General features: G+C 64.9%; 24 protein-coding genes. 7 read left to right on the forward strand and 17 right to left on the reverse strand.

The window, feature by feature from the left end; genetic code table 11:
• Positions 1-3: 3 nt before the first annotated feature.
• Both BMY25_RS15530 and BMY25_RS15535 read left to right on the forward strand, forming a co-directional pair.
• Complete coding sequence (locus BMY25_RS15530; protein ID WP_092498193.1) at positions 4-2,082, forward strand: S9 family peptidase; 2,079 nt, start codon at positions 4-6, stop codon at positions 2,080-2,082.
• Between the two features lie 121 nt (positions 2,083-2,203).
• Entirely contained in the window at positions 2,204-2,803 is a 600-nt protein-coding gene (locus BMY25_RS15535) for a superoxide dismutase (RefSeq protein ID WP_092498195.1), read from the forward strand.
• A gap of 70 nt (positions 2,804-2,873) precedes the next feature.
• Here the strand turns inward: BMY25_RS15535 and BMY25_RS15540 are convergent, their stop codons facing one another.
• The gene (locus tag BMY25_RS15540; protein ID WP_143061995.1) at positions 2,874-3,209 is read right to left on the reverse strand and encodes a hypothetical protein; all 336 of its coding nucleotides are present in this window, start codon (positions 3,207-3,209) and stop codon (positions 2,874-2,876) included.
• A gap of 280 nt (positions 3,210-3,489) precedes the next feature.
• Here BMY25_RS15540 and BMY25_RS15545 point away from each other — a divergent pair, with 280 nt between their 5' ends.
• Positions 3,490-4,134, forward strand: a complete 645-nt coding sequence (locus BMY25_RS15545; RefSeq protein WP_092498199.1) for a hypothetical protein — start codon at positions 3,490-3,492, stop codon at positions 4,132-4,134.
• A gap of 57 nt (positions 4,135-4,191) precedes the next feature.
• Here the strand turns inward: BMY25_RS15545 and BMY25_RS15550 are convergent, their stop codons facing one another.
• The 5 genes from BMY25_RS15550 to BMY25_RS15570 form a co-directional block, all read right to left on the reverse strand.
• Positions 4,192-4,896 (reverse strand): glutathione S-transferase N-terminal domain-containing protein, encoded by a 705-nt coding sequence (locus BMY25_RS15550; RefSeq protein ID WP_092498201.1) that lies wholly within the window; start codon positions 4,894-4,896, stop codon positions 4,192-4,194.
• Between the two features lie 92 nt (positions 4,897-4,988).
• A complete protein-coding gene (locus BMY25_RS15555) occupies positions 4,989-6,275 on the reverse strand; it encodes an RsmB/NOP family class I SAM-dependent RNA methyltransferase (RefSeq protein WP_092498203.1) in 1,287 nt (428 codons plus the stop codon).
• 6 nt (positions 6,276-6,281) lie between these two features.
• Positions 6,282-6,710, reverse strand: coding sequence for an MAPEG family protein (locus BMY25_RS15560; protein WP_143061996.1), 429 nt, complete (start codon positions 6,708-6,710; stop codon positions 6,282-6,284).
• Positions 6,711-6,822: 112 nt separating this feature from the next.
• Positions 6,823-7,548 (reverse strand): RlmE family RNA methyltransferase, encoded by a 726-nt coding sequence (locus BMY25_RS15565; protein WP_092498207.1) that lies wholly within the window; start codon positions 7,546-7,548, stop codon positions 6,823-6,825.
• Positions 7,545-8,513 (reverse strand): Ppx/GppA phosphatase family protein, encoded by a 969-nt coding sequence (locus BMY25_RS15570; RefSeq protein ID WP_346432151.1) that lies wholly within the window; start codon positions 8,511-8,513, stop codon positions 7,545-7,547. Before BMY25_RS15570 ends, BMY25_RS15565 begins: the two co-directional genes overlap by 4 nt.
• A gap of 600 nt (positions 8,514-9,113) precedes the next feature.
• Between BMY25_RS15570 and BMY25_RS15575 the strand changes: the two genes are divergently transcribed.
• Positions 9,114-9,836, forward strand: a complete 723-nt coding sequence (locus tag BMY25_RS15575) for a hypothetical protein (protein WP_143061997.1) — start codon at positions 9,114-9,116, stop codon at positions 9,834-9,836.
• A gap of 88 nt (positions 9,837-9,924) precedes the next feature.
• Here BMY25_RS15575 and BMY25_RS15580 read toward each other — a convergent pair whose 3' ends face one another.
• The 9 genes from BMY25_RS15580 to BMY25_RS15620 all read right to left on the reverse strand — a co-directional run bounded on the left by BMY25_RS15580 (position 9,925) and on the right by BMY25_RS15620 (position 15,835).
• Positions 9,925-10,704 carry a succinate dehydrogenase iron-sulfur subunit gene (locus BMY25_RS15580; RefSeq protein ID WP_092498213.1) on the reverse strand — a complete coding sequence of 260 codons (780 nt, stop codon included), beginning with the start codon at positions 10,702-10,704 and terminating at the stop codon, positions 9,925-9,927.
• 58 nt (positions 10,705-10,762) lie between these two features.
• Positions 10,763-12,598, reverse strand: a complete 1,836-nt coding sequence (sdhA, locus tag BMY25_RS15585; RefSeq protein WP_092498215.1) for a succinate dehydrogenase flavoprotein subunit — start codon at positions 12,596-12,598, stop codon at positions 10,763-10,765.
• A 3-nt stretch (positions 12,599-12,601) separates the two neighbouring features.
• Positions 12,602-12,982: a succinate dehydrogenase, hydrophobic membrane anchor protein gene (sdhD, locus tag BMY25_RS15590; RefSeq protein WP_092498217.1), complete on the reverse strand. Its 381-nt coding sequence runs from the start codon at positions 12,980-12,982 to the stop codon at positions 12,602-12,604.
• Positions 12,983-12,993: 11 nt separating this feature from the next.
• On the reverse strand, positions 12,994-13,392 hold the full coding sequence (sdhC, locus tag BMY25_RS15595; RefSeq protein ID WP_092498219.1) for a succinate dehydrogenase, cytochrome b556 subunit: 399 nt from the start codon (positions 13,390-13,392) through the stop codon (positions 12,994-12,996).
• A gap of 170 nt (positions 13,393-13,562) precedes the next feature.
• Positions 13,563-13,781, reverse strand: a complete 219-nt coding sequence (locus BMY25_RS15600) for a DUF1737 domain-containing protein (RefSeq protein ID WP_092498221.1) — start codon at positions 13,779-13,781, stop codon at positions 13,563-13,565.
• Complete coding sequence (locus BMY25_RS15605; RefSeq protein WP_092498223.1) at positions 13,778-14,653, reverse strand: HpcH/HpaI aldolase/citrate lyase family protein; 876 nt, start codon at positions 14,651-14,653, stop codon at positions 13,778-13,780. The genes BMY25_RS15600 and BMY25_RS15605 overlap by 4 nt, the downstream gene beginning before the upstream one ends.
• A 148-nt stretch (positions 14,654-14,801) precedes the next feature.
• Positions 14,802-15,056 carry a hypothetical protein gene (locus BMY25_RS15610; protein WP_092498225.1) on the reverse strand — a complete coding sequence of 85 codons (255 nt, stop codon included), beginning with the start codon at positions 15,054-15,056 and terminating at the stop codon, positions 14,802-14,804.
• A gap of 74 nt (positions 15,057-15,130) precedes the next feature.
• The gene (locus BMY25_RS15615) at positions 15,131-15,388 is read right to left on the reverse strand and encodes a hypothetical protein (RefSeq protein WP_092498227.1); all 258 of its coding nucleotides are present in this window, start codon (positions 15,386-15,388) and stop codon (positions 15,131-15,133) included.
• Positions 15,389-15,577: 189 nt separating this feature from the next.
• Complete coding sequence (locus BMY25_RS15620; RefSeq protein WP_092498229.1) at positions 15,578-15,835, reverse strand: hypothetical protein; 258 nt, start codon at positions 15,833-15,835, stop codon at positions 15,578-15,580.
• A gap of 305 nt (positions 15,836-16,140) precedes the next feature.
• Here BMY25_RS15620 and BMY25_RS15625 point away from each other — a divergent pair, with 305 nt between their 5' ends.
• From BMY25_RS15625 to BMY25_RS15635, 3 genes are all read left to right on the forward strand, one after another.
• Entirely contained in the window at positions 16,141-16,797 is a 657-nt protein-coding gene (locus BMY25_RS15625; RefSeq protein WP_092498231.1) for a carbonic anhydrase, read from the forward strand.
• A 152-nt stretch (positions 16,798-16,949) separates the two neighbouring features.
• A complete protein-coding gene (locus tag BMY25_RS15630) occupies positions 16,950-18,308 on the forward strand; it encodes an Nramp family divalent metal transporter (protein WP_092498233.1) in 1,359 nt (452 codons plus the stop codon).
• A gap of 61 nt (positions 18,309-18,369) precedes the next feature.
• The gene (locus BMY25_RS15635; RefSeq protein WP_092498235.1) at positions 18,370-18,765 is read left to right on the forward strand and encodes a VOC family protein; all 396 of its coding nucleotides are present in this window, start codon (positions 18,370-18,372) and stop codon (positions 18,763-18,765) included.
• A gap of 155 nt (positions 18,766-18,920) precedes the next feature.
• On the opposite strand, the gene BMY25_RS15640 is transcribed toward BMY25_RS15635, so the two are convergent.
• Together BMY25_RS15640 and BMY25_RS15645 are read right to left on the reverse strand one after the other, a co-directional pair.
• Positions 18,921-19,952: an aspartate-semialdehyde dehydrogenase gene (locus tag BMY25_RS15640; protein WP_092498237.1), complete on the reverse strand. Its 1,032-nt coding sequence runs from the start codon at positions 19,950-19,952 to the stop codon at positions 18,921-18,923.
• A 174-nt stretch (positions 19,953-20,126) separates the two neighbouring features.
• Positions 20,127-20,561: a DUF4174 domain-containing protein gene (locus BMY25_RS15645; RefSeq protein WP_092498239.1), complete on the reverse strand. Its 435-nt coding sequence runs from the start codon at positions 20,559-20,561 to the stop codon at positions 20,127-20,129.
• Positions 20,562-20,576: the final 15 nt, after the last annotated feature.

The raw sequence follows: 20,576 nt of genomic DNA on the forward strand, positions 1-20,576 counted from the left end.
AGGATGAAGCCGCCGATCGCCGCGAAGCGGCCGCTGACCGTGACCCGTCACGGGCTTGAGCGGACGGACGATTATGCCTGGCTGCGGGCCGACAACTGGCAGGAGGTGATGCGCAATCCTGCCGTCCTCGCTCCCGATATTCGCGCCTATCTTGAGGCCGAGAACGCATACTTCGCCGCCGGGACGGCGGACGAGGCCGACCTCCGGGAAAAGCTCTTCCGCGAGATGCGCGGCCGCATCAAGGAAGACGATTCCAGCGTTCCTTCCCCCGATGGGCCGTATACCTACGCTGTCCGCACGATCGAAGGCGGGCAGCATCCGCTCTACGCCCGCGCGCCACGCGACGGCGGGGCTGAGGAAATCATGCTCGACGGCAATGCGCTGGCCGAGGGCAAGGCGTACTTCAAGATCGGCGGCGCCGCGCATTCCCCGGATCACCGGCTGCTCGCCTGGTCCTATGACGATGCGGGTTCCGAATTCCACACCATCTCCATCCGCGACCTCGCCAGCGGCACCGATTCGGCGGAGTTGATCCCGGATACCACGGGCGCCGCGGTCTGGACCGAGGACTGCGCGCACGTCTTCTATACGCGCCTTGACGAAAACCACCGGTCGTCCAGAACCTTCCGCCACCGCCTCGGCACGCCGGGAAGCGAGGACGTGCTGGTCTATGACGAGCCCGACCAGGGCTTCTTCACCGGCGTCGGCGAAACCCAGTCCAAGCGGTTCGTCGTCATCGATTCGCACGACCATGAAACGTCCGAGATCCGGCTGATCCCGGCCGATGCGCCCGGTGCCGAGCCGATCCTCGTGGCCGTGCGCGAAACCGGCGTGGAATACGAGATCGATGAGGCGCATGGCACGCTCTACATCCTGACCAATGCCGGTGGCGCCAAGGACTTCAAGATCGTCACGGCCCCGGCGGAGCGTCCGGGTCGCGAGAACTGGACAGACCTCGTGCCGCACGAGCCCGGCCGGCTGATCCTTTCCCACTCCGTCACCGCCCGCCATCTCGTCCGGCTGGAGCGGTTCGAGGGTCTTCCCCGCATCGTGATCCGCCGCCTCGCGGACGGCGCGGAACATGTGATCGCCTTCGACGAGGAAGCCTATTCGCTGAGCCTTCAGGGCGGCTACGAGTTCGACACGGACAGTCTCCGCTTCGCTTATTCCTCCATGACGACGCCCTCGCGGGTCTACGATTACGACATGGAGACGCGGGAGCGGGTGCTTCGCAAGGAGCAGGAAGTCCCTTCCGGCCACGATCCGGAAGCCTATGAGACGCGCCGCGTCATGGCGCCCGCCCCCGATGGCGAACTGGTGCCGGTCTCGCTGCTCTACCGCAAGGACACTCCGCTGGACGGCACCGCGCCGTGCCTGCTCTACGGCTACGGCTCCTACGGCATCACCATCCCCGCATCGTTCAGCGTGACCCGGCTCTCGCTCGTGGATCGCGGCTTCGTCTACGCCATCGCCCATATTCGCGGCGGCAAGGACAAGGGTTATTCCTGGTACGAGGACGGCAAGCGGGAGAAGAAGCCCAACACCTTCACCGATTTCATCGCAGCCGGCGAGCATCTCGTGGGCGAAGGCTTCACCTCGCGCGGCCGCATCGTCGCGGAAGGCGGCTCCGCCGGCGGCATGCTGATGGGCGCGGTCGCCAACATGGCGCCGGACCTCTTTTCCGGCATCATCGCGGTCGTGCCCTTCGTCGACGTGCTGAACACGATGCTGGACGACACGCTGCCGCTGACCCCGCCGGAATGGCCGGAATGGGGCAACCCTATCGCGCGCGAGAAGGACTACAGGACGATCCTCGCCTACTCTCCCTATGACAATGTCAGCGCGCAGGACTATCCCGCGATGCTGGTCATGGCTGGCCTCACCGATCCCCGCGTGACCTACTGGGAGCCGGCGAAGTGGGTGGCCCGCCTCCGTGCCACCAGAACCGATGACAAACTGCTCCTGTTGCGCACCAACATGGATGCCGGCCACGCCGGAGCCGCCGGTCGTTTCGATGCCCTGAAGGAAACGGCGATCGAGCTCGCCTTCGCCCTTCGCGTCAGCGGACGGACACAGGCCTGACCCGATTAACGGAAGCAATCGCCCATTCGGCGGTTGCTCCCTGCCGATGCTTCGCTAGATAGGGAAAGGAACCGGCGCGCAGGCGCGCTGTTCCCCATGGGATCCAATCAGGAGCTATCAGATGGCCTTTTCCTTGCCGGAACTCCCCTATGCCTACGATGCGCTCAATCCGCACATGTCCGCGGAGACGCTCGAATTCCATCACGACAAGCATCACAAGGCGTATCTCGACGCCATGACGCCGATGATCGAAGGCACTGAATATGCCTCGATGCCCATCGAAGAGATCGTAAAGAAGAGCTACTCGGACAATCCCAAACTCTTCAACCAGGCGGGGCAGTACTACAACCACCTGCACTTCTGGAACTGGATGAAGCCGAATGGCGGCGGCCGCAGCCTGCCGGGCCAGCTTGAGCAGCAGATCAATTCCGATCTCGGCTCCTTCGACGAATTCCGCACAAAGTTCATCGATGCCGGCAAGACGCAGTTCGGCTCCGGCTGGGCGTGGCTCGCACTGAAGGACGGCAAGCTCGTCGTCATGAACTCGCCGAACGGCGAAAACCCGCTGGTCCATGGCGGCGTGCCGCTGCTCGGCGTCGACGTGTGGGAGCATTCCTACTACATCGACTACCGCAATCTCCGGCCGAAGTACCTGGAGACCTGGTTCGATAATCTCATCAACTGGGATTACGTCGCCGAGCTCTACGAGAAGGCCCGCTAAGCGGCCCTCGTCGTTTCTCCGAAAGCGAAGCCCCGGCAGGACCGGGGCTTTTCTTTGCGCTATGGCTGGCTCAGCGTGCGCCGCCGACCAGCTTGCAACTCATCAGGCCCGGCAGTTCCGCCACGCTCTGCGTCTCGTTAAGCCAGCGCCGGCAATCGAATTCGTTGGTGAAGCACGCCTTCTCGTAGACCGGTTCGAGCCGCTCGTTGAAGAACGTTTCCCGCCGGCCGGAGAATTCGCCGCGCCAGACCGGCCGCCCCTGCGCCTGTGTCATGATGGATTTACAATCCGGCGCGGCGGGCAGCGGGTAATTGTTGGCCGCTTCGGCGAACTGGGTAAGTGCCCCAAGCGCCAGTCCCGCCGCCAACACCCGCGCCGCCAGTAATCGAATCATCGTTCGTGACATCTTGTCTTTCCCTGATGCGTCCGCTTCCCACCAACGGACGGAAACGGACCGGCCGGGGTTTGGTTCTGATCGAAGGCGGTGGAGCGGGTTTAATCGCGCTCATCCCGGTCAAGGGCCCGAGATCGCGAGAAACCTGGCGCGGTCGACAGCCCTCCCCGAGGTCACAAAGCCTATCGGTTAAAGGTAAGGCCGCCAATCTGTCTCCTTGACAACCTCACGGTAAAACCTGAAACGCAGCGTCAGAATAGCGCATCTTCGCGTATGCAGTCGTGAGTGAATCATGTCCCGCCAAACCTTGCCGATGCTGGCCATGGATGTCGCCGTGGGGCTTCTGCTGCTCGTCGTCGCCGCCGCCCCGTTCCTCCTCTGGAGCGACGTCTCCAATTTTCGCGAGAACGGACCGGCCGAGGGACCGCAGAGCATCTTCCTGCTCTGCGCCACCGTGTTCTTCCTGTTCACGCTGGCGCGCTCGCACCGACTGACACGGCTTGAGATCGCCGGCATCTCGCTGTTCTGCTTCAACCTTTTTATTCGGGAAACCGACATCCGGCACACCTGGGCCGAGCCGATCCTGGGCAGCCACTTCACCAAGCAGGCCTTTGTCGTGCTGGCGGTGGCCTGGCTCGTCGTGGTCGGGTTTTCCCTGCTCCGCTTCAAGCAGACCGCCACCGATCTCCTGCGCTGGCTGATCTCGCCCGCCGGCATCCTGATGATCGCGGGCCTGCTTCTTTATCTGTCCGGCGACCGTGCGGAAAAGCACGGCTTCTTCCCCGATGCGGACCGTAGCGAATCGCTGGAGGAATCGCTGGAGCTCTACGGCTCATTCGTCATCTTCCTGTCCGGCTATGTCTGGTTCCGTCTTTCGGCCCCCGCCGCCAGGACCGCGGCCGTCACCGGCGATCTTCGAACCGCCGGGCAACACTGACAAAAAGGGGCGGCCATTGGCCGCCCCTTTTCGCTTGGCTCAACCGGTTTCCGGCGCTCACCGCGCCCGCTGGTTGAAGAGCATCTTCTGCGCGTCCTTGTCCTCGGCGAGGTTCATCGTCTCGGGGGCTTTCAGCTCGAACGCCTTCTGCACGGCCGGACGCGCCATCAGCCCGTCCATCCAGCGCTTCACGTTGGGGAATTCGACGAGGTCCATGCCCTGCCGTTCCCAGCCTCGCGCCCAGCCGAGGCTCGCCATGTCCGCGATGGAATAGTCGCCGCAGATGAACTCACGGCCTTCCAGGCGCTTGTTCAGGACGCCGTAAAGGCGGTGCGTCTCGTCCCGGTAACGCTTGATCGCGTAGGGCAGCTTTTCCGGCGCATAGATCGCGAAGTGGTGATTCTGGCCGAGCATCGGGCCGAAACCGCCCATCTGCCACATCACCCATTCCTCCACCTCGACGCGCTTGCGCTCCTCGGTCGGGTAGAACTTGCCGAACTTGCGGCCCAAATAGAGCAGGATCGCACCGGACTCGAAGACGGAGATCGGCTGTCCGCCCGGCCCTTCGGGATCGACGATCGCCGGCATCTTGTTGTTCGGCGAGATCTCCAGGAACTCCGGCTTGAACTGGTCGCCCTTGCCGATGTTCACGAACTTCACGTCGTAGGGGACGCCCGCTTCCTCCAGGAACATGCTGATCTTGAAGCCATTGGGGGTCGGCCAGAAATAAAGCTCGATAGGCTTGGTCTGCGTGGCGCTCATGATGCCTCCGGAAGGTGCTCAGGTTCGCCTTGCAAACTAGGGCGTCAGCCGAACCTGAGCAACCAGTCGAGACCGTCAGGAGTAATCGTGCCTCACACCTTCCGGCGAAGCAGCGCCAGGAAGAACCCGTCCGTCCCGCTGCGATGCGGCGACAGAAGCAGGTTTCCGCCCGGAAAGGCGGGAGCAGCAACCCCGGGCAGCGCCTTGGCCCAGGCTTCCGCCATGGAGGCCGGCTCGAAATCGGGATGGGCCATCAGGAACGCCTCGACCCGCTCGCCGTCCTCGGCGGCAAACAAGGAGCAGGTGGCATAGGCAAGCAGGCCGCCCGGGCGCACGAAGCGGGACGCATCGCGCAGCACCGTATCCTGCTCTTCCAGCCGGCGGGCGAGGGAGTCGGCCGTCAGCTTCCATTTCGCGTCCGGCCGCCGTCGCCACGTGCCGGAGCCGCTGCAGGGAGCATCGACGAGGACGCGGTCCATCCGCTCGACAATATCCTCCAGCGCATCGGGAGCGGGCGAACGGACCTGGACGTTGCGTACGTCGGCCCGCTTCAGCCGGTCGTAAATCGGAGCCAGGCGGCTCCGGTCGGAATCATAGGCGAAGATCTGGCCGCGATTTCCCATCGCGGCCGCCAGAGCCAGGGTCTTGCCGCCGGCCCCGGCGCAGAAATCCAGCACCTGCTCGCCCGGTTCGGCGCCCACCAGGAGCGCGCAGAGCTGGCTGCCTTCGTCCTGGATCTCGATCCGTCCGCGCTGGAAGGCCTCTTCCACCTGCACGTTGGGATGGCGACGTCCCGCCTCGGCCGGCGGAATGCGCAGCCCCACCGGCGAAAGCGGGGTCGGTTCCACGCCCAGCCGCGCCAGTTGCGAAACGGCCTTGGCGCGCCCGCCCTTGAGTGTGTTCACCCGGATATCGAGCGGCGGCCTTCCGCCGAGCGCGGCGGCCTCCTCCACCCAGCTGTCGCCGAAAACGTCGCGGAGATTGGCGACGCACCATTCCGGCACATCGGCCCGGACATGATCCGGCGCCTCGGCCAGAGTGTCCTCGCCGAGCCTGAGGATCGTCTCCTCCGAAATCGCAGCCGGGCCATGCCGGTCCTCGGCGAAGGCCGCGTTCAGCGCGGCCGGCTCCTCGCCCCATTCCAGCACGGCGGCGCCTACGGCCAGGCCCCAGGAGCTTTCCACACCCATGCGCCAGCCGAGCGACAGCTTGCGACGGAGCGCGTCATAGACGAGGTTGCCGATCGCCGCGCGGTCGCCCGCCCCGGCGAAGCGGTGCGACAGGCCCCAGTCGCGCAATGCTTCCGACACCGGGCGGTGGCGCGCTTGGATATCGTCGAGAATTTCGATCGCGGCGGCGATCCGTCCGGGCAGGCGCATGTCGTTCTAGATTCCGTAAGCGGCGAGACGCAGCACGATCACGATCCACATCGCGATCAGGCAGAGCAGACCCACGAAGTAGGCCCCGAAGCGCGGGCGCAGGTCGTTGCTGGTCAGGTGGACGCCCGCATGAACGAGGCGTGTCAGCACATAGATCCAGGCCAGCGCCTGCATGACGATGTTGGTCGCGTTGATATGCCAGGCGATGAGGCACAGCACATAAAAGAGGACCGGCGTCTCGAACTGGTTGGAGAAGTTGTTGGACGCCTGCCGCGCGCGGTCGGGCCAGGCATCGCCGGAAAGGCGGGCGCGGTCGAGCGGCACCTCGCCCCGGCCATAAGCGGCAAAGCGGAGACGGCCCATGACGAAGCAGACCACGAAGGTGATCAGGATCTGCGCCAGCATGGGCCAGGCAAGAGCGGTGGTCGCGTGCACGGGAAGCTCCTCGGGTCAGGATGCCGGCTGACGGACCGGGAGGAACGTCATTGCCACGGCCCCGCCGCGGCGGCAAGAGAGCAGAGTTGCCGCGCCAAGGGCGCGGCCTCCCTTATTCCTCGTCGTCCCTCTGCACCGGGGTCCGTCGGCCGCGAAAATCCATCGCCAGCAGATAGAGCTCGGAGCTGTCGGGCCGGCTCGCCGGCGGCTTGACGTGGTGGACGCGGGCAAAGTCGCGCTTGAGATCGGCGAGCAGGGCATTCTCCGCCCCACCCCGAAACACCTTGCACAGGAAGTGGCCACCCGGCACCAGTACGGAGCGGGCGAACTCGACCGCCACTTCGCAAAGCCCGATGATCCGCAGGTGATCCGTCGCCTTGTGCCCGGTTGTGGGTGCCGCCATGTCGGAAAGCACGATGTTGGCGCGATGACCGCCCAGCGCCGCATCCAGCGCGGCCGGCGAGTCCTCGTCGAGGAAGTCCTTTTCCAGCACGGTCACGCCGGCCAGCGGATCCACGCCGAGATAATCGATGCCGACGACACGGATGTCCGCATCGGTGGAACCGACCTTCTTGGCCGCCACCTGCAGCCAGCCGCCGGGGGCCGCGCCGAGATCCACGACCCGCATCCCCTTCTTCAGCAGGTGGTAGCGCTCGTCGATCTCCATGAGCTTGTAGGCCGCGCGCGAGCGATAGCCCTCCTGCTTGGAGCGGGCGACATAGGGATCGTTCAGCTGGCGCGCGAGCCAGCGCTGCGACGAAACCTTCAGTTTGCGCGCCTTCTTGACGCGCTCGTGCATGCCGCGATGGCCCGAGCCACCGCCGGGGGACGGGCTCATGCTCGCGTCCGCACGGTTCGTGAATTGCTGGGCTGGCTGCGGTGACGCAGATGCCCGTCGGAGCGCATGAGTTGCAGCAGGATCCCTTCCCTCAGGCCACGGTCGGCGACGCGCAGGCGCGGGCACGCCCACTCCCGGCGAATCGCCTCGAAGATCGCGCAGCCGGCCAGCACCAGATCGGCGCGTTCCCGCCCGATGCAAGGGTTGGCGACGCGCGCCGGATAATCCATGGACCTGATCTTCCTCATCATCAAATCGATATCGTCCTGCTCCATCCAGAGCCCGTCGACATAGCGACGGTCGTAGCGCCCCAGTCCGAGATGGACGCCTGCCAGCGTCGTAACCGTTCCCGAGGTGCCGAGAAAGTGGAACGAGCGGTGTTTCAGCGCTTCCTTGAGCGCGTCGCGCGCATTGAAGCGAACGAACTCGGCCCGCACGTCGGCGACCATCGCCTCGAAAACCTCGTCCGTGACGTCGACACCGCCATGCCGCTCAGCCAGGGTCACCACGCCCACGGGAAGCGAGACCCAGGCCCGCATCAGCCCGTTCCGCTTGCGCGAGCGCTTGCGGTCCAGCCAGACGATCTCGGAGGAGCCGCCGCCGATATCGAACAGCACCGCGCCGTCGGACTTCGGATCGAGAAGCGAGAAGCAACCGGCGACCGCCAGCGAGGCCTCGGTGCGCCGGTCGATGATCTCGAAATTGAGCCCGAGTTCGTGGCGGACGCGATCCATGAAAGCCGCGCCGTTCAGCGCTCGACGGCACGCTTCCGTGGCGATCAGGCGCGTTCCCGCGAGCCGCCTCTCCGCCAGCTTCTGCCGGCAGATGCGCAACGCGCCGAAGGCCCGCTCCATGGCGTCGTGGTTCAGGAGCCCGCTCTGCGCGACGCCCTCTCCCAGCCGTACGATCCGCGAAAACGAATCGACGATATGGAAACTCTCCCCCCGCGGCTCCGCGATCAGCAACCGGCAGTTATTGGTGCCGAGATCGATCGCTGCGTAGAATGGCCCGCGCTCATGCGCGCGGGAGCGGCTGCGTCCGGCCCTGTGCCGTTCAGTCGCGTGATCCCGTTTCGATGCCTCGGCACCGGGGGTCGCGGGAACGGTTTTAGGCGGGTCCGAAGATTTCGACGCCGGTGTGAATTGCTCTTTTCGCGCCTCTGTCGAACTTCCATCCGCCGAACCGAGCACAGACGCAGGACAGATGTCGTCCGCGACCTTGCTCATCTTGATCTCACTTCACCGGGTGCTCGTCACACCCGCTCAGTTCATGTTGGTGGCAGGATAGCAGCAGCCAAGGTCATTTGGGAAGTGAGCCTTGCGACATAAAGCGCAGCAATTCATCCCGCGCGATATTCAGGCATTCCGGACACCTCTGGCGCAGGTGTGATCGACGCGGCGGCCCGAGACTCTTTTCCTCATGCTGCAGCGCACTATCATGAGGATTCGGGCCGACGCGCCTGACCCATCATCCGGCGCCCTTCGCGCGCCGTGCCCCTCGGGGTTTCACCGAAGCCATGCCCCGCTTTGCCGGGGTTGCCAAGAGAAGACCGATCGAGTTTGCGCATGAGCTTCCGCCCATTGCTTCGCAGCAGCCTGACCTGGCCAGCCCTCGCCACCCTTCTCGTAACGGCTGGCTGCGTCCCCAATCCGGTCAGCCCGGTCGAGGATGCGAGGACACAGCTGATCGGCCTGCGCCAGAACGACATCCGGATGTGCGCGGGCTTCCCGACCAAGGTCTTCACCGAAGGCGACGTCGATATCTGGAGCTACGAGAAGTCGCAGCCCTCGTCCGCCGGCGTCAGCGTGCCCGTGCTGCCGAACCTCGTGGGCGCTTCGGTAAGCCTGAACGGCGGGGGCGATTGTCGCCTTCAGGTGCGCTTCGACAAGGGACGCGTGACGCGGATCGCCTATGCGGGCGACAGCAACGCCGTCTCCGGCCGCAATGCCGTCTGCACGCCGCTGATCGCCGGCTGCGTCCGCTTTGCTCGCGGCGATCTCGGCCAGGCGGCGAAAACCGCGCCCATCCACCACGCCCCGCCGCCGGAAATGCCGGTGCCGCCTGCCCCTGCTCCCATTACGAAAACGCCGGAGAAGCCGTCCGCCGCGCCGGCCGAGGCGAAGCCGCAAACCTCGGCGGCCGCGCCCGCGCCTGCCGCTGCCGCACCGACGCAGTCCGACACGGCGGGCGACAAGGCCCCCCCTTCAGCCGCAAGTGCCCCGGCTTCTGCGGCCAGCGAACAGGCCACGCCCGCCAAGATCCCGGCGCAGACCGCGCAGACGCCATAGAGCGCTCTCGTTCACTGGACCCGCGCCCCAAACGAAAAGGCTCCCCTGCCATCGCAGAGGAGCCCTTCATGTGCAGGAACCGTGAGCGTCAGAGGCGCCGTTCGACCATCATCTTCTTGATCTCGGCGATCGCCTTGGCGGGGTTCAGTCCCTTGGGGCAGGTCTGCGCGCAGTTCATGATGGTGTGGCAACGGTAAAGCCGGAACGGATCGTCGAGATCGTTCAGCCGCTCGCCCGTCGCCTCGTCGCGGCTGTCGATCAGCCAGCGATAGGCCTGCAGCAGTGCCGCGGGGCCGAGATACTTGTCGCCGTTCCACCAGTAGCTCGGGCAGGACGTGGTGCAGCAGGCGCAGAGGATGCACTCGTAGAGGCCGTCGAGTTTCTCGCGATCGGCACGCGACTGCAGCCATTCCTTCTGCGGCGTCGGCGAAACCGTATGCAGCCACGGCTCGATGAAGGCATGCTGGGCATAGAAGCCGGTGAGGTCCGGCACCAGGTCCTTGACGACGGGCATGTGCGGCAGCGGGTAGATCTTCACCGCGCCCTTCACCTCGTCGTAGCCCTTGGTGCAGGCCAGCGTATTCATGCCATCGATGTTCATCGCGCAGGAGCCGCAGATGCCTTCGCGGCAGGAGCGGCGGAGCGTCAGCGTCGCGTCGACCTTGTTCTTGATCCACAAGAGCGCATCGAGAACCATCGGCCCGCAATCCTCGGTGTCGACGTAGAACGTGTCCATCCGAGGATTGCCGCCCGCTTCCGGATCCCAGCGATAGATCCGGAATTCCCGGAGCGCGGACGCGCTGTCGGGCTTCGGCCAGACCTTGCCTTCGGTAATTCTGGAGTTCTTGGGAAGGGTCAGTTGAACCATCTGTTTCGTCCCTAGGTCCCGGCGGCGGCACGGGACCGGAAGTGATCGGGCAGTATCCTCAGTAAACGCGCTTGCGGGGCTCGATGTACTGGATGTCGTTCGACATCGTATAGGTATGCACTGGACGGTAATCGATCGAGACCGACTGGTTTTCCACGTCGGCGAAAGCCAGTGTGTGCTTCATCCAGTTCTGGTCGTCGCGATCCGGGAAATCCTCGCGGGCGTGCGCCCCACGGCTTTCCTTCCGGTTGGCGGCCGATTCCATCGTGACGACCGCCTGCGAGATCAGGTTCTGGTACTCCAGCGTCTCAATGAGGTCGGAGTTCCAGATGAGCCCGCGGTCGGAAACCTGGATGTCGTCGGAGCCGCGCCACACATCGTGGATCAGGCCCTGGCCCTCCTCCAGCACTTCACCGGTGCGGAACACCGCGCAATTGTTCTGCATCACGCGCTGCATGTTGCCGCGCAACTCCGCCGTACGGGTGGAACCCTTGGCGTAGCGGGCGCGGTCGAGGCGGGAAATCGCCATCTCGTCGGCCGACTTCGGCAGATCGGGGTGACGCTCGCCCGGCTCCACCGTCTCGGCGCAGCGCCGGCCGGCGGCGCGGCCGAAGACCACGAGGTCGACCAGCGAATTGGAACCGAGGCGATTGGCGCCGTGCACGGACACGCAGGCCGCCTCGCCGACAGCCATCAGGCCGGGCACCACCGAGTCCGGATCGCCGTCGAGCTTGGTCACGACCTCGCCGTGGAAGTTCGTCGGGATGCCGCCCATGTTGTAGTGCACGGTGGGCAGGATCGGGATCGGCTCGCGCGTGACGTCCACGCCGGCGAAGATCTTCGCCGTTTCCGAGATACCGGGAAGGCGCTCGTGCAGGACGGCGGGATCCAGATGCTCCAGGTGGAGGTGGATGTGATCCTTGCCCTTGCCGACGCCACGGCCCTCGCGGATCTCCATGGTGGAGGCGCGGGAGACGACATCGCGCGACGCGAGATCCTTGGCCGAGGGGGCGTAACGCTCCATGAAGCGCTCACCCTCGGAATTGGTGAGATAACCGCCCTCGCCGCGCGCGCCTTCGGTGATCAGGCAGCCCGACCCGTAGATGCCGGTCGGGTGGAACTGGACGAACTCCATGTCCTGCAGCGGCAGGCCGGCGCGCAGCACCATGGCGTTGCCGTCACCGGTGCAGGTATGCGCGGAGGTGCAGGAGAAGTAGGCGCGGCCATACCCGCCGGTCGCCAGGATGGTCTTGTGGGCGCGGAAACGGTGGATCGAGCCGTCATCCATGGAAATCGCGATCACGCCACGGCAGGCGCCATCTTCCATGATCAGGTCGATCGCGAAATATTCCACGAAGAAGGTCGCGGAATGCTTCAGCGACTGGCCGTACATGGTGTGCAGCATCGCGTGGCCGGTGCGGTCGGCCGCCGCGCAGGTGCGCTGCGCCGTGCCCTGGCCGAAATGCGTGGTCATGCCGCCGAAGGGACGCTGGTAGATGCGTCCTTCCTCCGTGCGGGAGAACGGCACGCCCCAATGCTCCAGTTCGTAGACCACTTCCGGCGCGTTGCGCACGAGGTACTCGATCGCATCCTGGTCGCCCAGCCAGTCCGACCCCTTGACGGTGTCGTACATGTGCCAGCGCCAGTCGTCCTCGCTCATGTTGCCGAGCGAGGCGGCGATGCCGCCCTGCGCCGCGACCGTGTGGGAGCGCGTCGGGAACACCTTGGTGATGCAGGCGGTCTTCAGTCCCGATTCGCTGGCGCCCAGCGTGGCGCGAAGGCCGGCGCCGCCGGCGCCGACCACGACGACGTCATACGTATGGTCGATGATTTCGTAGGCGCGACCGCCTGCTGCCGGCGACGCTGCCGCCCCGTTGCTTGCCTGTGCGGCCATGGCTCAGCCTCCGAACGCAATCTTGAGAATAGCGAAAATGCACACGATCCCGATCGCCGCCGCGTAGAGGTTGTTCAGCGCGATGGCGATGATCTTGGACAGATCGCCATGGATGTAGTCTTCGAGGACGACCTGCATGCCGAGGCGCATATGGTTCGCGACGGAGAGCATGAGGGCGAGAATGATCAGCGCCGGCAGGGGCGAAGCCAGCGTGGCGCGCACTTCGACGTAGGGCTTGCCGGTGAGGCTCACGATCAGCACGATAAAGGCGATCACCAGGAACACGTTGGCGATCGCGGTGAAGCGCTGCACCATGAAGTGGGCGGTGCCCTGTCCGGCCGTGCCGCGGCCGCGCACCTGGCCGAGAGATGTCCGCATCGTCATATCAGACCTCCTCAACGAACCAGGATGCCGACGATCCACACGATGATCGTCAGGGAAATGGAGCCGATCAGCGTAGCCCAGGCGAGGGCGTTGCGACTGGCGCGATCAAAGCCGGCGCCCGTGTCCCAATACAGGTGGCGGATGCCGCCGAGCATGTGGTGCAGCAGGATCCAGGTGTAGACGAACAGGAAGAGCACGCCGATCCAGGAAGAGAAGAACCAGCTGGCATAGAAGAACGCGTCCGGCCCCGCCGCGATAGCCAGCAGCCACCAGGCAAGGATCAGCGTGCCGAAATAAAGTCCGCAGCCGGTGATTCGATGAACGATGGACATCACCATCGTCATCAGCGGTCGGAAAACGGAAAGATGAGGCGAGAGCGGCCTTGCGGCCCTTATGTCTGCCTGCGCCATGCCTGGGGACTCCTGCCGGCGGGTCAATGATCACCCCGTCCATAGCAGCGAACCTGACATGATTTCAAACAGGTTCGCAGCCGCAGGGCAGAGTTTCCGCCCCGCGACATTTTCGCTTCACCTGCAATGCGATGGCAGCGGCGGCAGATCCGGCGCTTCGAGCCGGGTCCTCAGACCTTGCCGAGCTTGAAATCTTCCGAAAGCATCTCTTCCGTCCACTCGCCCTCGACTTCCTTCACCACGGCCTGACCGCAGCTTAGCCGGGCATTGGCCATGTCGTAGCCGAGACTGGGCGAGCCATGGAGGGTCCAGCCCTTGTTAAGGGCCTCCGTTACCCGCTTGCAGAACGAGGCGTCGTCCGGCCCGGTGATAAAACGATATGCTTTCAACGCCTGTCCTTTCGCTCGCACGCCTGCGCCATGTCGAGGATGCGCTGCGCCGCTCCGAGATGAAGACGTTCGATCATCCGACCGTCCATCGCAAGCACCCCCTTCCCCTTATTTTCCGGCAAAGTGAAGGCGGCGGCGACCGCCCCGGCCCAGGCAACCTCCTGCGGCGCCGGCCGGAACACGGCGTTGGCCACGGCGATCTGCCCGGGATGGATCAGGCTCTTGCCGTCCATTCCGAGAGATCGGGCCTGCAGACATTCGCTCCTGAGCAACGCCTCGTCGCGAAAATCGTTGAGCACGCCGTCGATCACGTCGAGCCTCTGCGTCCGCGCGGCCGCTACGATCTGCATGAACCACGGGACGTAGGCGGCGCGGCCCGGTTCCAGCGGCACGCGTGTCTCCAGAGCAAGGTCGTTGGTGCCGATGACGAGGCAACGGAGACGAACGCCCGCCATGCAGCAGCCGGCGATCGCGCCGGCTGCAAGAAGAGCTTCCGGCGTCTCGATCATCGCCCACAGCGCGATTTCCGCTCCCGCGCTTCCACCGTCGATTCGTTCCTGCACATGCTGGAGGTCGGCGGCGGAGCGAACTTTCGGCACGAGCACGGCGTCCGGGCGGGCCGCCAGGACGGCCTCCGCTTCTCCGGGGTCGGACATCCCGGCAGAGCCGACGCGAATCACGAACTCCCTGCCGGGGAAGCTGTCACGAGAGAGCGCGGCCAGCGTTTCGCGGGCGGCGGCTTTCGCCTCGGGCGCGACCGCGTCCTCCAGGTCGAGAACGACGGTGTCGCAGTCGAGCCCCCTCGCCTTCTCGATGGCGCGAGGCTTGTCGGCGGGAACGTAGAGGACGGAGCGTCGGGGACGAATGGGCATCGTCTCCCGTAACGCGGCCGCGGGGGAGCGCACAAAGAAAAACCGCGAGTCGCTGGAGGGCGGCTCGCGGTTTCATGTCCGGCCTGAGGAGGCACGGCCGGACGTCGCCGGGCGAGGGGGGAGCCCGGCGGGGGTCTGTGGCCGAGCCTTAGTGGGTCTCGGTCTGGCCGTGGACGAAGTAGGGAGCGCCGTAGGAATTGGCGGTCTCCTGCTGGCCGGCATACTGGTTCACGACGCGCTTCTGGCCGTTCTGGTCCATGAACAGAAGGAAGCCCTTGGAGACGTGCGACGACGCCGGGTAGGTGCCGGAGGTGTCGGCCTGGATGGCCGGGATGCCGGCAGCGTTGGCGACGCCAGCGGAGAGAAGCCCAAGGGCGGCGGCGGCGAAAATGATCTTACGCATGATGAACGTCCTGAAGAAGGAAGCGGCGGCCCAAAAAGCGGACCTGCCGAAAGGAGGCTGAGATCGCGGTCCGCTTAGCGGGTCTCGGTCTGGCCATGGACGAAGTACGGAGCGCCGTAGGAGTTGGCGGTCTCGTGCTGGCCCGCATACTGGTTCACGACGCGCTTCTGGCCGTTCTGGTCGGTGAAGAGCAGGAAGCCCTTGGAGACCTGGCCGGCGACGGCCGGATACGTGCCCTCGTTCTGCTGCTGCAGGGAGGGAATGCCGGCGGCGTTGGCGGCGCCAGCGGAGAGAAGGCCAAGAGCGGCGGCGGCGAAAATGATCTTGCGCATAATAGTACCCCGATAGTCAGTTCTTAGAAGGCACCCGATCCGTAACCGGAAGGAGGTTCGTTATTGCCTTCTGATGATGTCCATATAATTCGCATCCGATTAATTACTAGACACAAAATGGTGACGTAATGTTCACCCGATGCGTTCCAACCGGAAGAGACTCGCCCTGCCGGTTGGGAAGTTCGATCCTCAGTGGGTCTCGGTCTGGCCGTGAACGAAGTACGGAGCGCCATAGGAGTTGGCGGTCTCGGACTGGCCGGCATACTGGTTGACCACACGCTTCTGGCCGTTCTGGTCGGTGAAGAGCAGGAAGCCCTTGGAAACCTGGCCGGCGACGGCCGGGTACGTGCCGGCATTCTGCTGTTCCAGCGAAAGAGCGCCGGCAGCGTTGGCGGCGCCGGCAGTCAGAAGGCCAAACGCGGCCGTGGCGAAAAGAAGCTTACGCATGTTGAATTCTCCATCCTCAATCGATAGCGAACCGCATCGGTACTCAACTCAAATGCGGTTCCTATCCGTAACCGATGATCTCTATGTAATCGGCCCCGCGAACTTTGCCACCCCCATTTTCGAAACGGTGCGTTTCCGAAATGGCATGGCTCGGCAGAGGTGACGGAGTGCGGCAGGCGGGGGCGGCGGCAGGCGGGGGCGGCGGCAGCGCCCCTGCCCCGTCGGGAAGGACGAAGCTGCGGTAAAACGCGCCTTGGCAAACCTGCCCACTTGCCTCCCGCCGCGCGCGGCAGCATGAGACAGGCATGAGCGCCTTTCCCCAGTTCCTGATCGACGGCTACCACCACTTCGCGGCCAACCGTTACGAGACCGAGCAGACCCGCTATCGCAAGCTGGCTGAAGCCGGGCAGAAGCCTTCGACCCTTCTCATCGGCTGCTGCGATTCGCGAGCGGCGCCCGAGACCATCTTCGATGTCGGGCCCGGCGAACTCTTCGTCATCCGCAACGTGGCCAATCTCGTGCCGCCTTACGAGCCCGACGCCCAGTATCACTCCACCAGTTCGGCGCTGGAATTCGGCGTCCGCGCACTGGAAGTGCAGCATATCGTCGTCATGGGCCACGGTCGTTGCGGCGGCATCGGCGCCGCTCTGGACAGCAATCCGCAGCCGCTTTCCCCCGGCGATTTCATCGGCAACTGGATGCGGTTGCTGAAGCCTTCGGCGGAAAGCATCGCGGGCAACGAATTGATGACTCCGGCTGAGAGGCAGACCGCGCTGGAGCGGATTTCCATTCGCTTCTCGCTTCGCAATCTCCTCACCTTCCCTTTTATCGAGGAAGCGGTCAGCGCCGGCCGCCTCACCCTGCACGGGGCCTGGTTCGACATCGCCCTGGGCGAACTCTGGATCATGAACGACGAGACGGGCGACTTCATCCGCCCCGTCCCGGACGTTACGCCGGAATAATCCTCGCCCCCTGGGCTTCCACGAACACCCTCCCCCGTCCCGTTGCGATCATGTCGCAGCGGGTTTTCGGCTGCGCGCTCGCCGACCGCAGTTGACAGCCATACGCGGCGACTTAGATTGCGAATAATTCTCATTCGCAGATCCCGAGGCAGATGCGTCATTTTCCGGAAGAAACGGCTGCCGACGGACAACCCGCCTGGCGCGAAGAGGAAGGTGCGCCGACACTGGACGAAGCCCATTCCAGCATTCCGACAAAGCGGACGGGCGGCTTCTTCCGGCGTCTGATTTCCTTCCTTGGCCCCGGCTATCTCGTGGCCGTCGGCTACATGGACCCCGGAAACTGGGCGACATCGCTCTCCGGCGGCTCGCATTACGGCTACGCGCTGCTTTTCGTGATCATGCTGTCCAGCGTCATGGCGATGATCCTGCAGGCGCTCTGCACGCGATTGGGCATCGCCACCGGGCGCGATCTGGCGCAGGCCTGCCGCGACGCCTATCCCCGGCCCGTCGCCATCGGCCTCTGGATCCTGGCGGAGCTGGCGATCTGCGCCACCGATCTTGCCGAAGTGATCGGCACGGCGATCGGTCTGCAGTTGCTCTTCGGCATTCCGCTGTCGCTGGGCGTGGTGATCACCATGCTGGACGTGCTGCTCGTCCTCTACATGCAGTCGCGAAGCTTTCGTGCCACAGAGATCCTGGTCGTGGCGCTCCTGATGGTGATCGCGATCTGCTTCGTGGCGCAGATCGTGCTGGCGCGGCCGGACTGGGCTGCCGTGTTCGGCGGCCTCGTGCCTCACTCGGAGGCGGTGCGCGATCCCGCGATGCTCTACCTCGCGATGGGCATCATCGGCGCGACCGTCATGCCGCACAATCTCTATCTCCACACCGGCATCGTCCAGACCCGCGCGGTCGGCCGCTCGCCGGAGGAGAGACGCGAGGCGGTGCGCTTCACCACGATCGACTCCACCGTCGCCCTGAGCTTCGCGTTTCTCGTCAATGCCGCTATCCTGGTGCTCGCCGGCGCAGCCTTCAACCGGCCGGGGCAAACCCCGGTGGACGATCTCGGCCAGGCCTATGCATTGCTGGCGCCGCTGCTCGGCTCCACGCTGGCGCCGAGCCTCTTTGCCGTCGCCCTTCTCTGCTGCGGCCTGAATTCGGCGATCACCGCCACCATGGCGGGCCAGATCGTCATGGAAGGCTTCGTCCACATGCGGCTGCAGCCGTGGCTTCGTCGACTGATCACCCGCGGCCTCGCGGTGATCCCCGCGGTGATCGTGACGATCCTCTATGGCGAGCACGGCACGTCGCAGCTCCTGATCCTGAGCCAGGTCGTGCTCAGCCTGCAGCTTCCCTTTGCCGTGATCCCGCTGGTCATGTTCACCGCCGACCGCCGCAAGATGGGGGAACTCCGCGCGCCCGTCTGGATGACGACGCTGGCCAGCGTCATCGCCGTCATAATCGTCGGCCTCAATCTCAAGCTGGTGATCGACCTGGCACGCGGGATCGGCTGACCTTCCCTCCGCGTCCCCTGGCTTCTATGTCTCCCCGCATCGACATCGATCTGGAAACAAGATGGCCAAGGCAATCCACAGCATGGTGCGCGTCCTCGACGAGGCGCGCTCCCTCGATTTCTACCAGCGGGCATTCGAGCTTGAGATCGCCGCCCGGCTGGACTTCGACACCTTCACGCTGATCTACCTCAGCAATGCCGAAAGCGGGTTCGAGCTGGAACTGACGGTCAACAAGGGCACGAGCGAGCCGTACGACCTCGGCAACGGCTACGGCCACATGGCCTTTTCGGTGGACGACATCGAGGCCGAACACAGCCGCTTTTCCGGCCTGGGTTTCGAGCCGACGCCGATCCGCCCGCTGGCAAAGGACGGCAAGGAACTCGCACGCTTCTTCTTCGTCAGCGATCCCGACGGCTACAAGATCGAAGTGATCCAGCGCGGCGGTCGATATCTCTGATCGACGAAGTCGTATCTCTGACGTCCGACCGGCGAAGCCGTGTCCCGACCGGCGAAGCCGTGTCCCGACCGACGAAGTCGTGTCGCAGACCGACGAAGCTCCCGCGTCGCTCAACAAAAAAGCCCCGGTCGATGCCGGGGCTTTTGATGTTCGGATCAGGCCGCCTTCTTGGCCTGGATGAGATGGCGGTTCACCAGGAGTTCCGCGATCTGCACCGCGTTCAGCGCCGCTCCCTTGCGGAGATTGTCGGAGACGACCCAGATGTTCAGGCCGTTATCGAGCGTCGAATCCTCGCGGATGCGGGAGATGTAGGTCGCGTCCTCTCCGGCGATTTCCTGCGGCGTGACGTAGCCGCCGTCCTCGTGCTTGTCGATGACGAGGCAGCCCGGCGCCTCGCGCAGGATCTCGCGGGCCTCGTCTGCGGTGATCGGCTCCTCGAACTCGATGTTCACGGCTTCCGAATGGCCGATGAAGACCGGCACGCGGACGGCCGTCGCGGTCAGCTTGATCTTGGGATCCAGGATCTTCTTGGTCTCCGCCACCATCTTCCACTCTTCCTTCGTGGAGCCGTCTTCCATGAAGACGTCGATGTGCGGGATGACGTTGAAGGCGATCCGCTTGGTGAACTTCTTGCTCTCCACCGGGTCGGCCACGAAGACCGCGCGCGTCTGGTTGAAGAGCTCGTCCATGCCGTCCTTGCCGGCGCCCGATACCGACTGATAGGTCGCCACGACGACGCGCTTGATCTTGGCGCGGTCATGCAGCGGCTTCAGCGCGACGACGAGCTGCGCGGTGGAGCAGTTCGGGTTGGCGATGATGTTACGCTTGCGGAAGCCTTCCACCGCGTCGGCATTCACTTCCGGCACGATCAGCGGGACGTCCATGTCGTAGCGCCAGGCGGAGGAATTATCGATGACGACGCAGCCCTGCGCGCCGATCTTCGGGGCCCATTCCTTGGCGACCGAGCCGCCGGCCGACATCAGCGCGATATCCGTGCCGGTGAAATCGTAGTTTTCCAGCGCCTGGACCTTGAGGATCTTGTCGCCAAAGGAAACTTCCGTGCCCTGGCTGCGGCGCGAGGCCAGCGCCACGACTTCGTCGGCCGGAAAACCGCGCTCGTCCAGCACTTCCAGGATCTCGCGCCCGACATTTCCGGTCGCGCCGATGACAGCAATCTTGAAACCCATGTCCTGTCCCTCCTGCCCTCTCCCGGCAAATTCGCGATAGCCGTCACTCCCCACCCCGGGGAGAGCGGGGCGGAGGGGTCAGATCGTCGTTTTGGTCTTTACTGGGATCATGGCGCGGCTGGTTCTAATCCTCCCGGCAGCCATGTCAATCATCCAGCGGCACGCGAAAGCCGATCAGCCGGATTTCCGGGCCGCCTCGGCGCGGCGCATCGGCATGGCGTCGATCAGGCCGAAGACCTCGTTCATCGCCACCGGTTCGCTCCAGCGGCCCTTCTCGCCGCCATCCTTGCCGATCAGCACGATCTGAAAACCCGGTTCGGCCGGAGCGGTGCGGAACGAAGCCACGGCCCCCTTCGGTGCGGAGCCATAAAGCAGCTCGGGCTCGGCAGCACCGACCTGCGCGATCACGACCATGTCGCGGTCCGCGAGCTCGGCGTGGGCGGAGGCAATCCGCCGCTTCTCCTCGGCGAGCCGGGAATCGTCCGCAGCCCCCGCGTGGATCAGGAGAACGCGGTTGTTCCAGCGCAGAGAAACCAAGGGCGCGGCACCGGCGGCGGCAATACCCAAACCCAGTGTGGCGGCGGCAGCAATGGTGACGGAGCGAAGCATGGCCCCGAGATGGCG

This window comes from Faunimonas pinastri (genome assembly GCF_900110915.1).
Lineage (GTDB): Bacteria > Pseudomonadota > Alphaproteobacteria > Rhizobiales > Afifellaceae > Faunimonas > Faunimonas pinastri.

Coding starts and splice junctions, on each gene's coding strand:
- BMY25_RS15645 (WP_092498239.1), bottom strand. CDS start 20,561: ATGCTTCGCTCCGTCACCATTGCTGCCGCCGCCACACTGGGTTTGGGT.
- BMY25_RS15545 (WP_092498199.1), top strand. CDS start 3,490: ATGTCCCGCCAAACCTTGCCGATGCTGGCCATGGATGTCGCCGTGGGG.
- BMY25_RS15640 (WP_092498237.1), bottom strand. CDS start 19,952: ATGGGTTTCAAGATTGCTGTCATCGGCGCGACCGGAAATGTCGGGCGC.
- BMY25_RS15540 (WP_143061995.1), bottom strand. CDS start 3,209: ATGTCACGAACGATGATTCGATTACTGGCGGCGCGGGTGTTGGCGGCG.
- BMY25_RS15550 (WP_092498201.1), bottom strand. CDS start 4,896: ATGAGCGCCACGCAGACCAAGCCTATCGAGCTTTATTTCTGGCCGACC.
- BMY25_RS15630 (WP_092498233.1), top strand. CDS start 16,950: ATGCGTCATTTTCCGGAAGAAACGGCTGCCGACGGACAACCCGCCTGG.
- BMY25_RS15580 (WP_092498213.1), bottom strand. CDS start 10,704: ATGGTTCAACTGACCCTTCCCAAGAACTCCAGAATTACCGAAGGCAAG.
- sdhA (WP_092498215.1), bottom strand. CDS start 12,598: ATGGCCGCACAGGCAAGCAACGGGGCGGCAGCGTCGCCGGCAGCAGGC.
- BMY25_RS15575 (WP_143061997.1), top strand. CDS start 9,114: ATGAGCTTCCGCCCATTGCTTCGCAGCAGCCTGACCTGGCCAGCCCTC.
- BMY25_RS15620 (WP_092498229.1), bottom strand. CDS start 15,835: ATGCGTAAGCTTCTTTTCGCCACGGCCGCGTTTGGCCTTCTGACTGCC.
- sdhC (WP_092498219.1), bottom strand. CDS start 13,392: ATGGCGCAGGCAGACATAAGGGCCGCAAGGCCGCTCTCGCCTCATCTT.
- BMY25_RS15635 (WP_092498235.1), top strand. CDS start 18,370: ATGGCCAAGGCAATCCACAGCATGGTGCGCGTCCTCGACGAGGCGCGC.
- BMY25_RS15565 (WP_092498207.1), bottom strand. CDS start 7,548: ATGAGCCCGTCCCCCGGCGGTGGCTCGGGCCATCGCGGCATGCACGAG.
- BMY25_RS15555 (WP_092498203.1), bottom strand. CDS start 6,275: ATGCGCCTGCCCGGACGGATCGCCGCCGCGATCGAAATTCTCGACGAT.
- BMY25_RS15535 (WP_092498195.1), top strand. CDS start 2,204: ATGGCCTTTTCCTTGCCGGAACTCCCCTATGCCTACGATGCGCTCAAT.
- BMY25_RS15615 (WP_092498227.1), bottom strand. CDS start 15,388: ATGCGCAAGATCATTTTCGCCGCCGCCGCTCTTGGCCTTCTCTCCGCT.
- BMY25_RS15605 (WP_092498223.1), bottom strand. CDS start 14,653: ATGCCCATTCGTCCCCGACGCTCCGTCCTCTACGTTCCCGCCGACAAG.
- BMY25_RS15625 (WP_092498231.1), top strand. CDS start 16,141: ATGAGCGCCTTTCCCCAGTTCCTGATCGACGGCTACCACCACTTCGCG.
- BMY25_RS15610 (WP_092498225.1), bottom strand. CDS start 15,056: ATGCGTAAGATCATTTTCGCCGCCGCCGCCCTTGGGCTTCTCTCCGCT.
- BMY25_RS15530 (WP_092498193.1), top strand. CDS start 4: ATGAAGCCGCCGATCGCCGCGAAGCGGCCGCTGACCGTGACCCGTCAC.
- sdhD (WP_092498217.1), bottom strand. CDS start 12,982: ATGACGATGCGGACATCTCTCGGCCAGGTGCGCGGCCGCGGCACGGCC.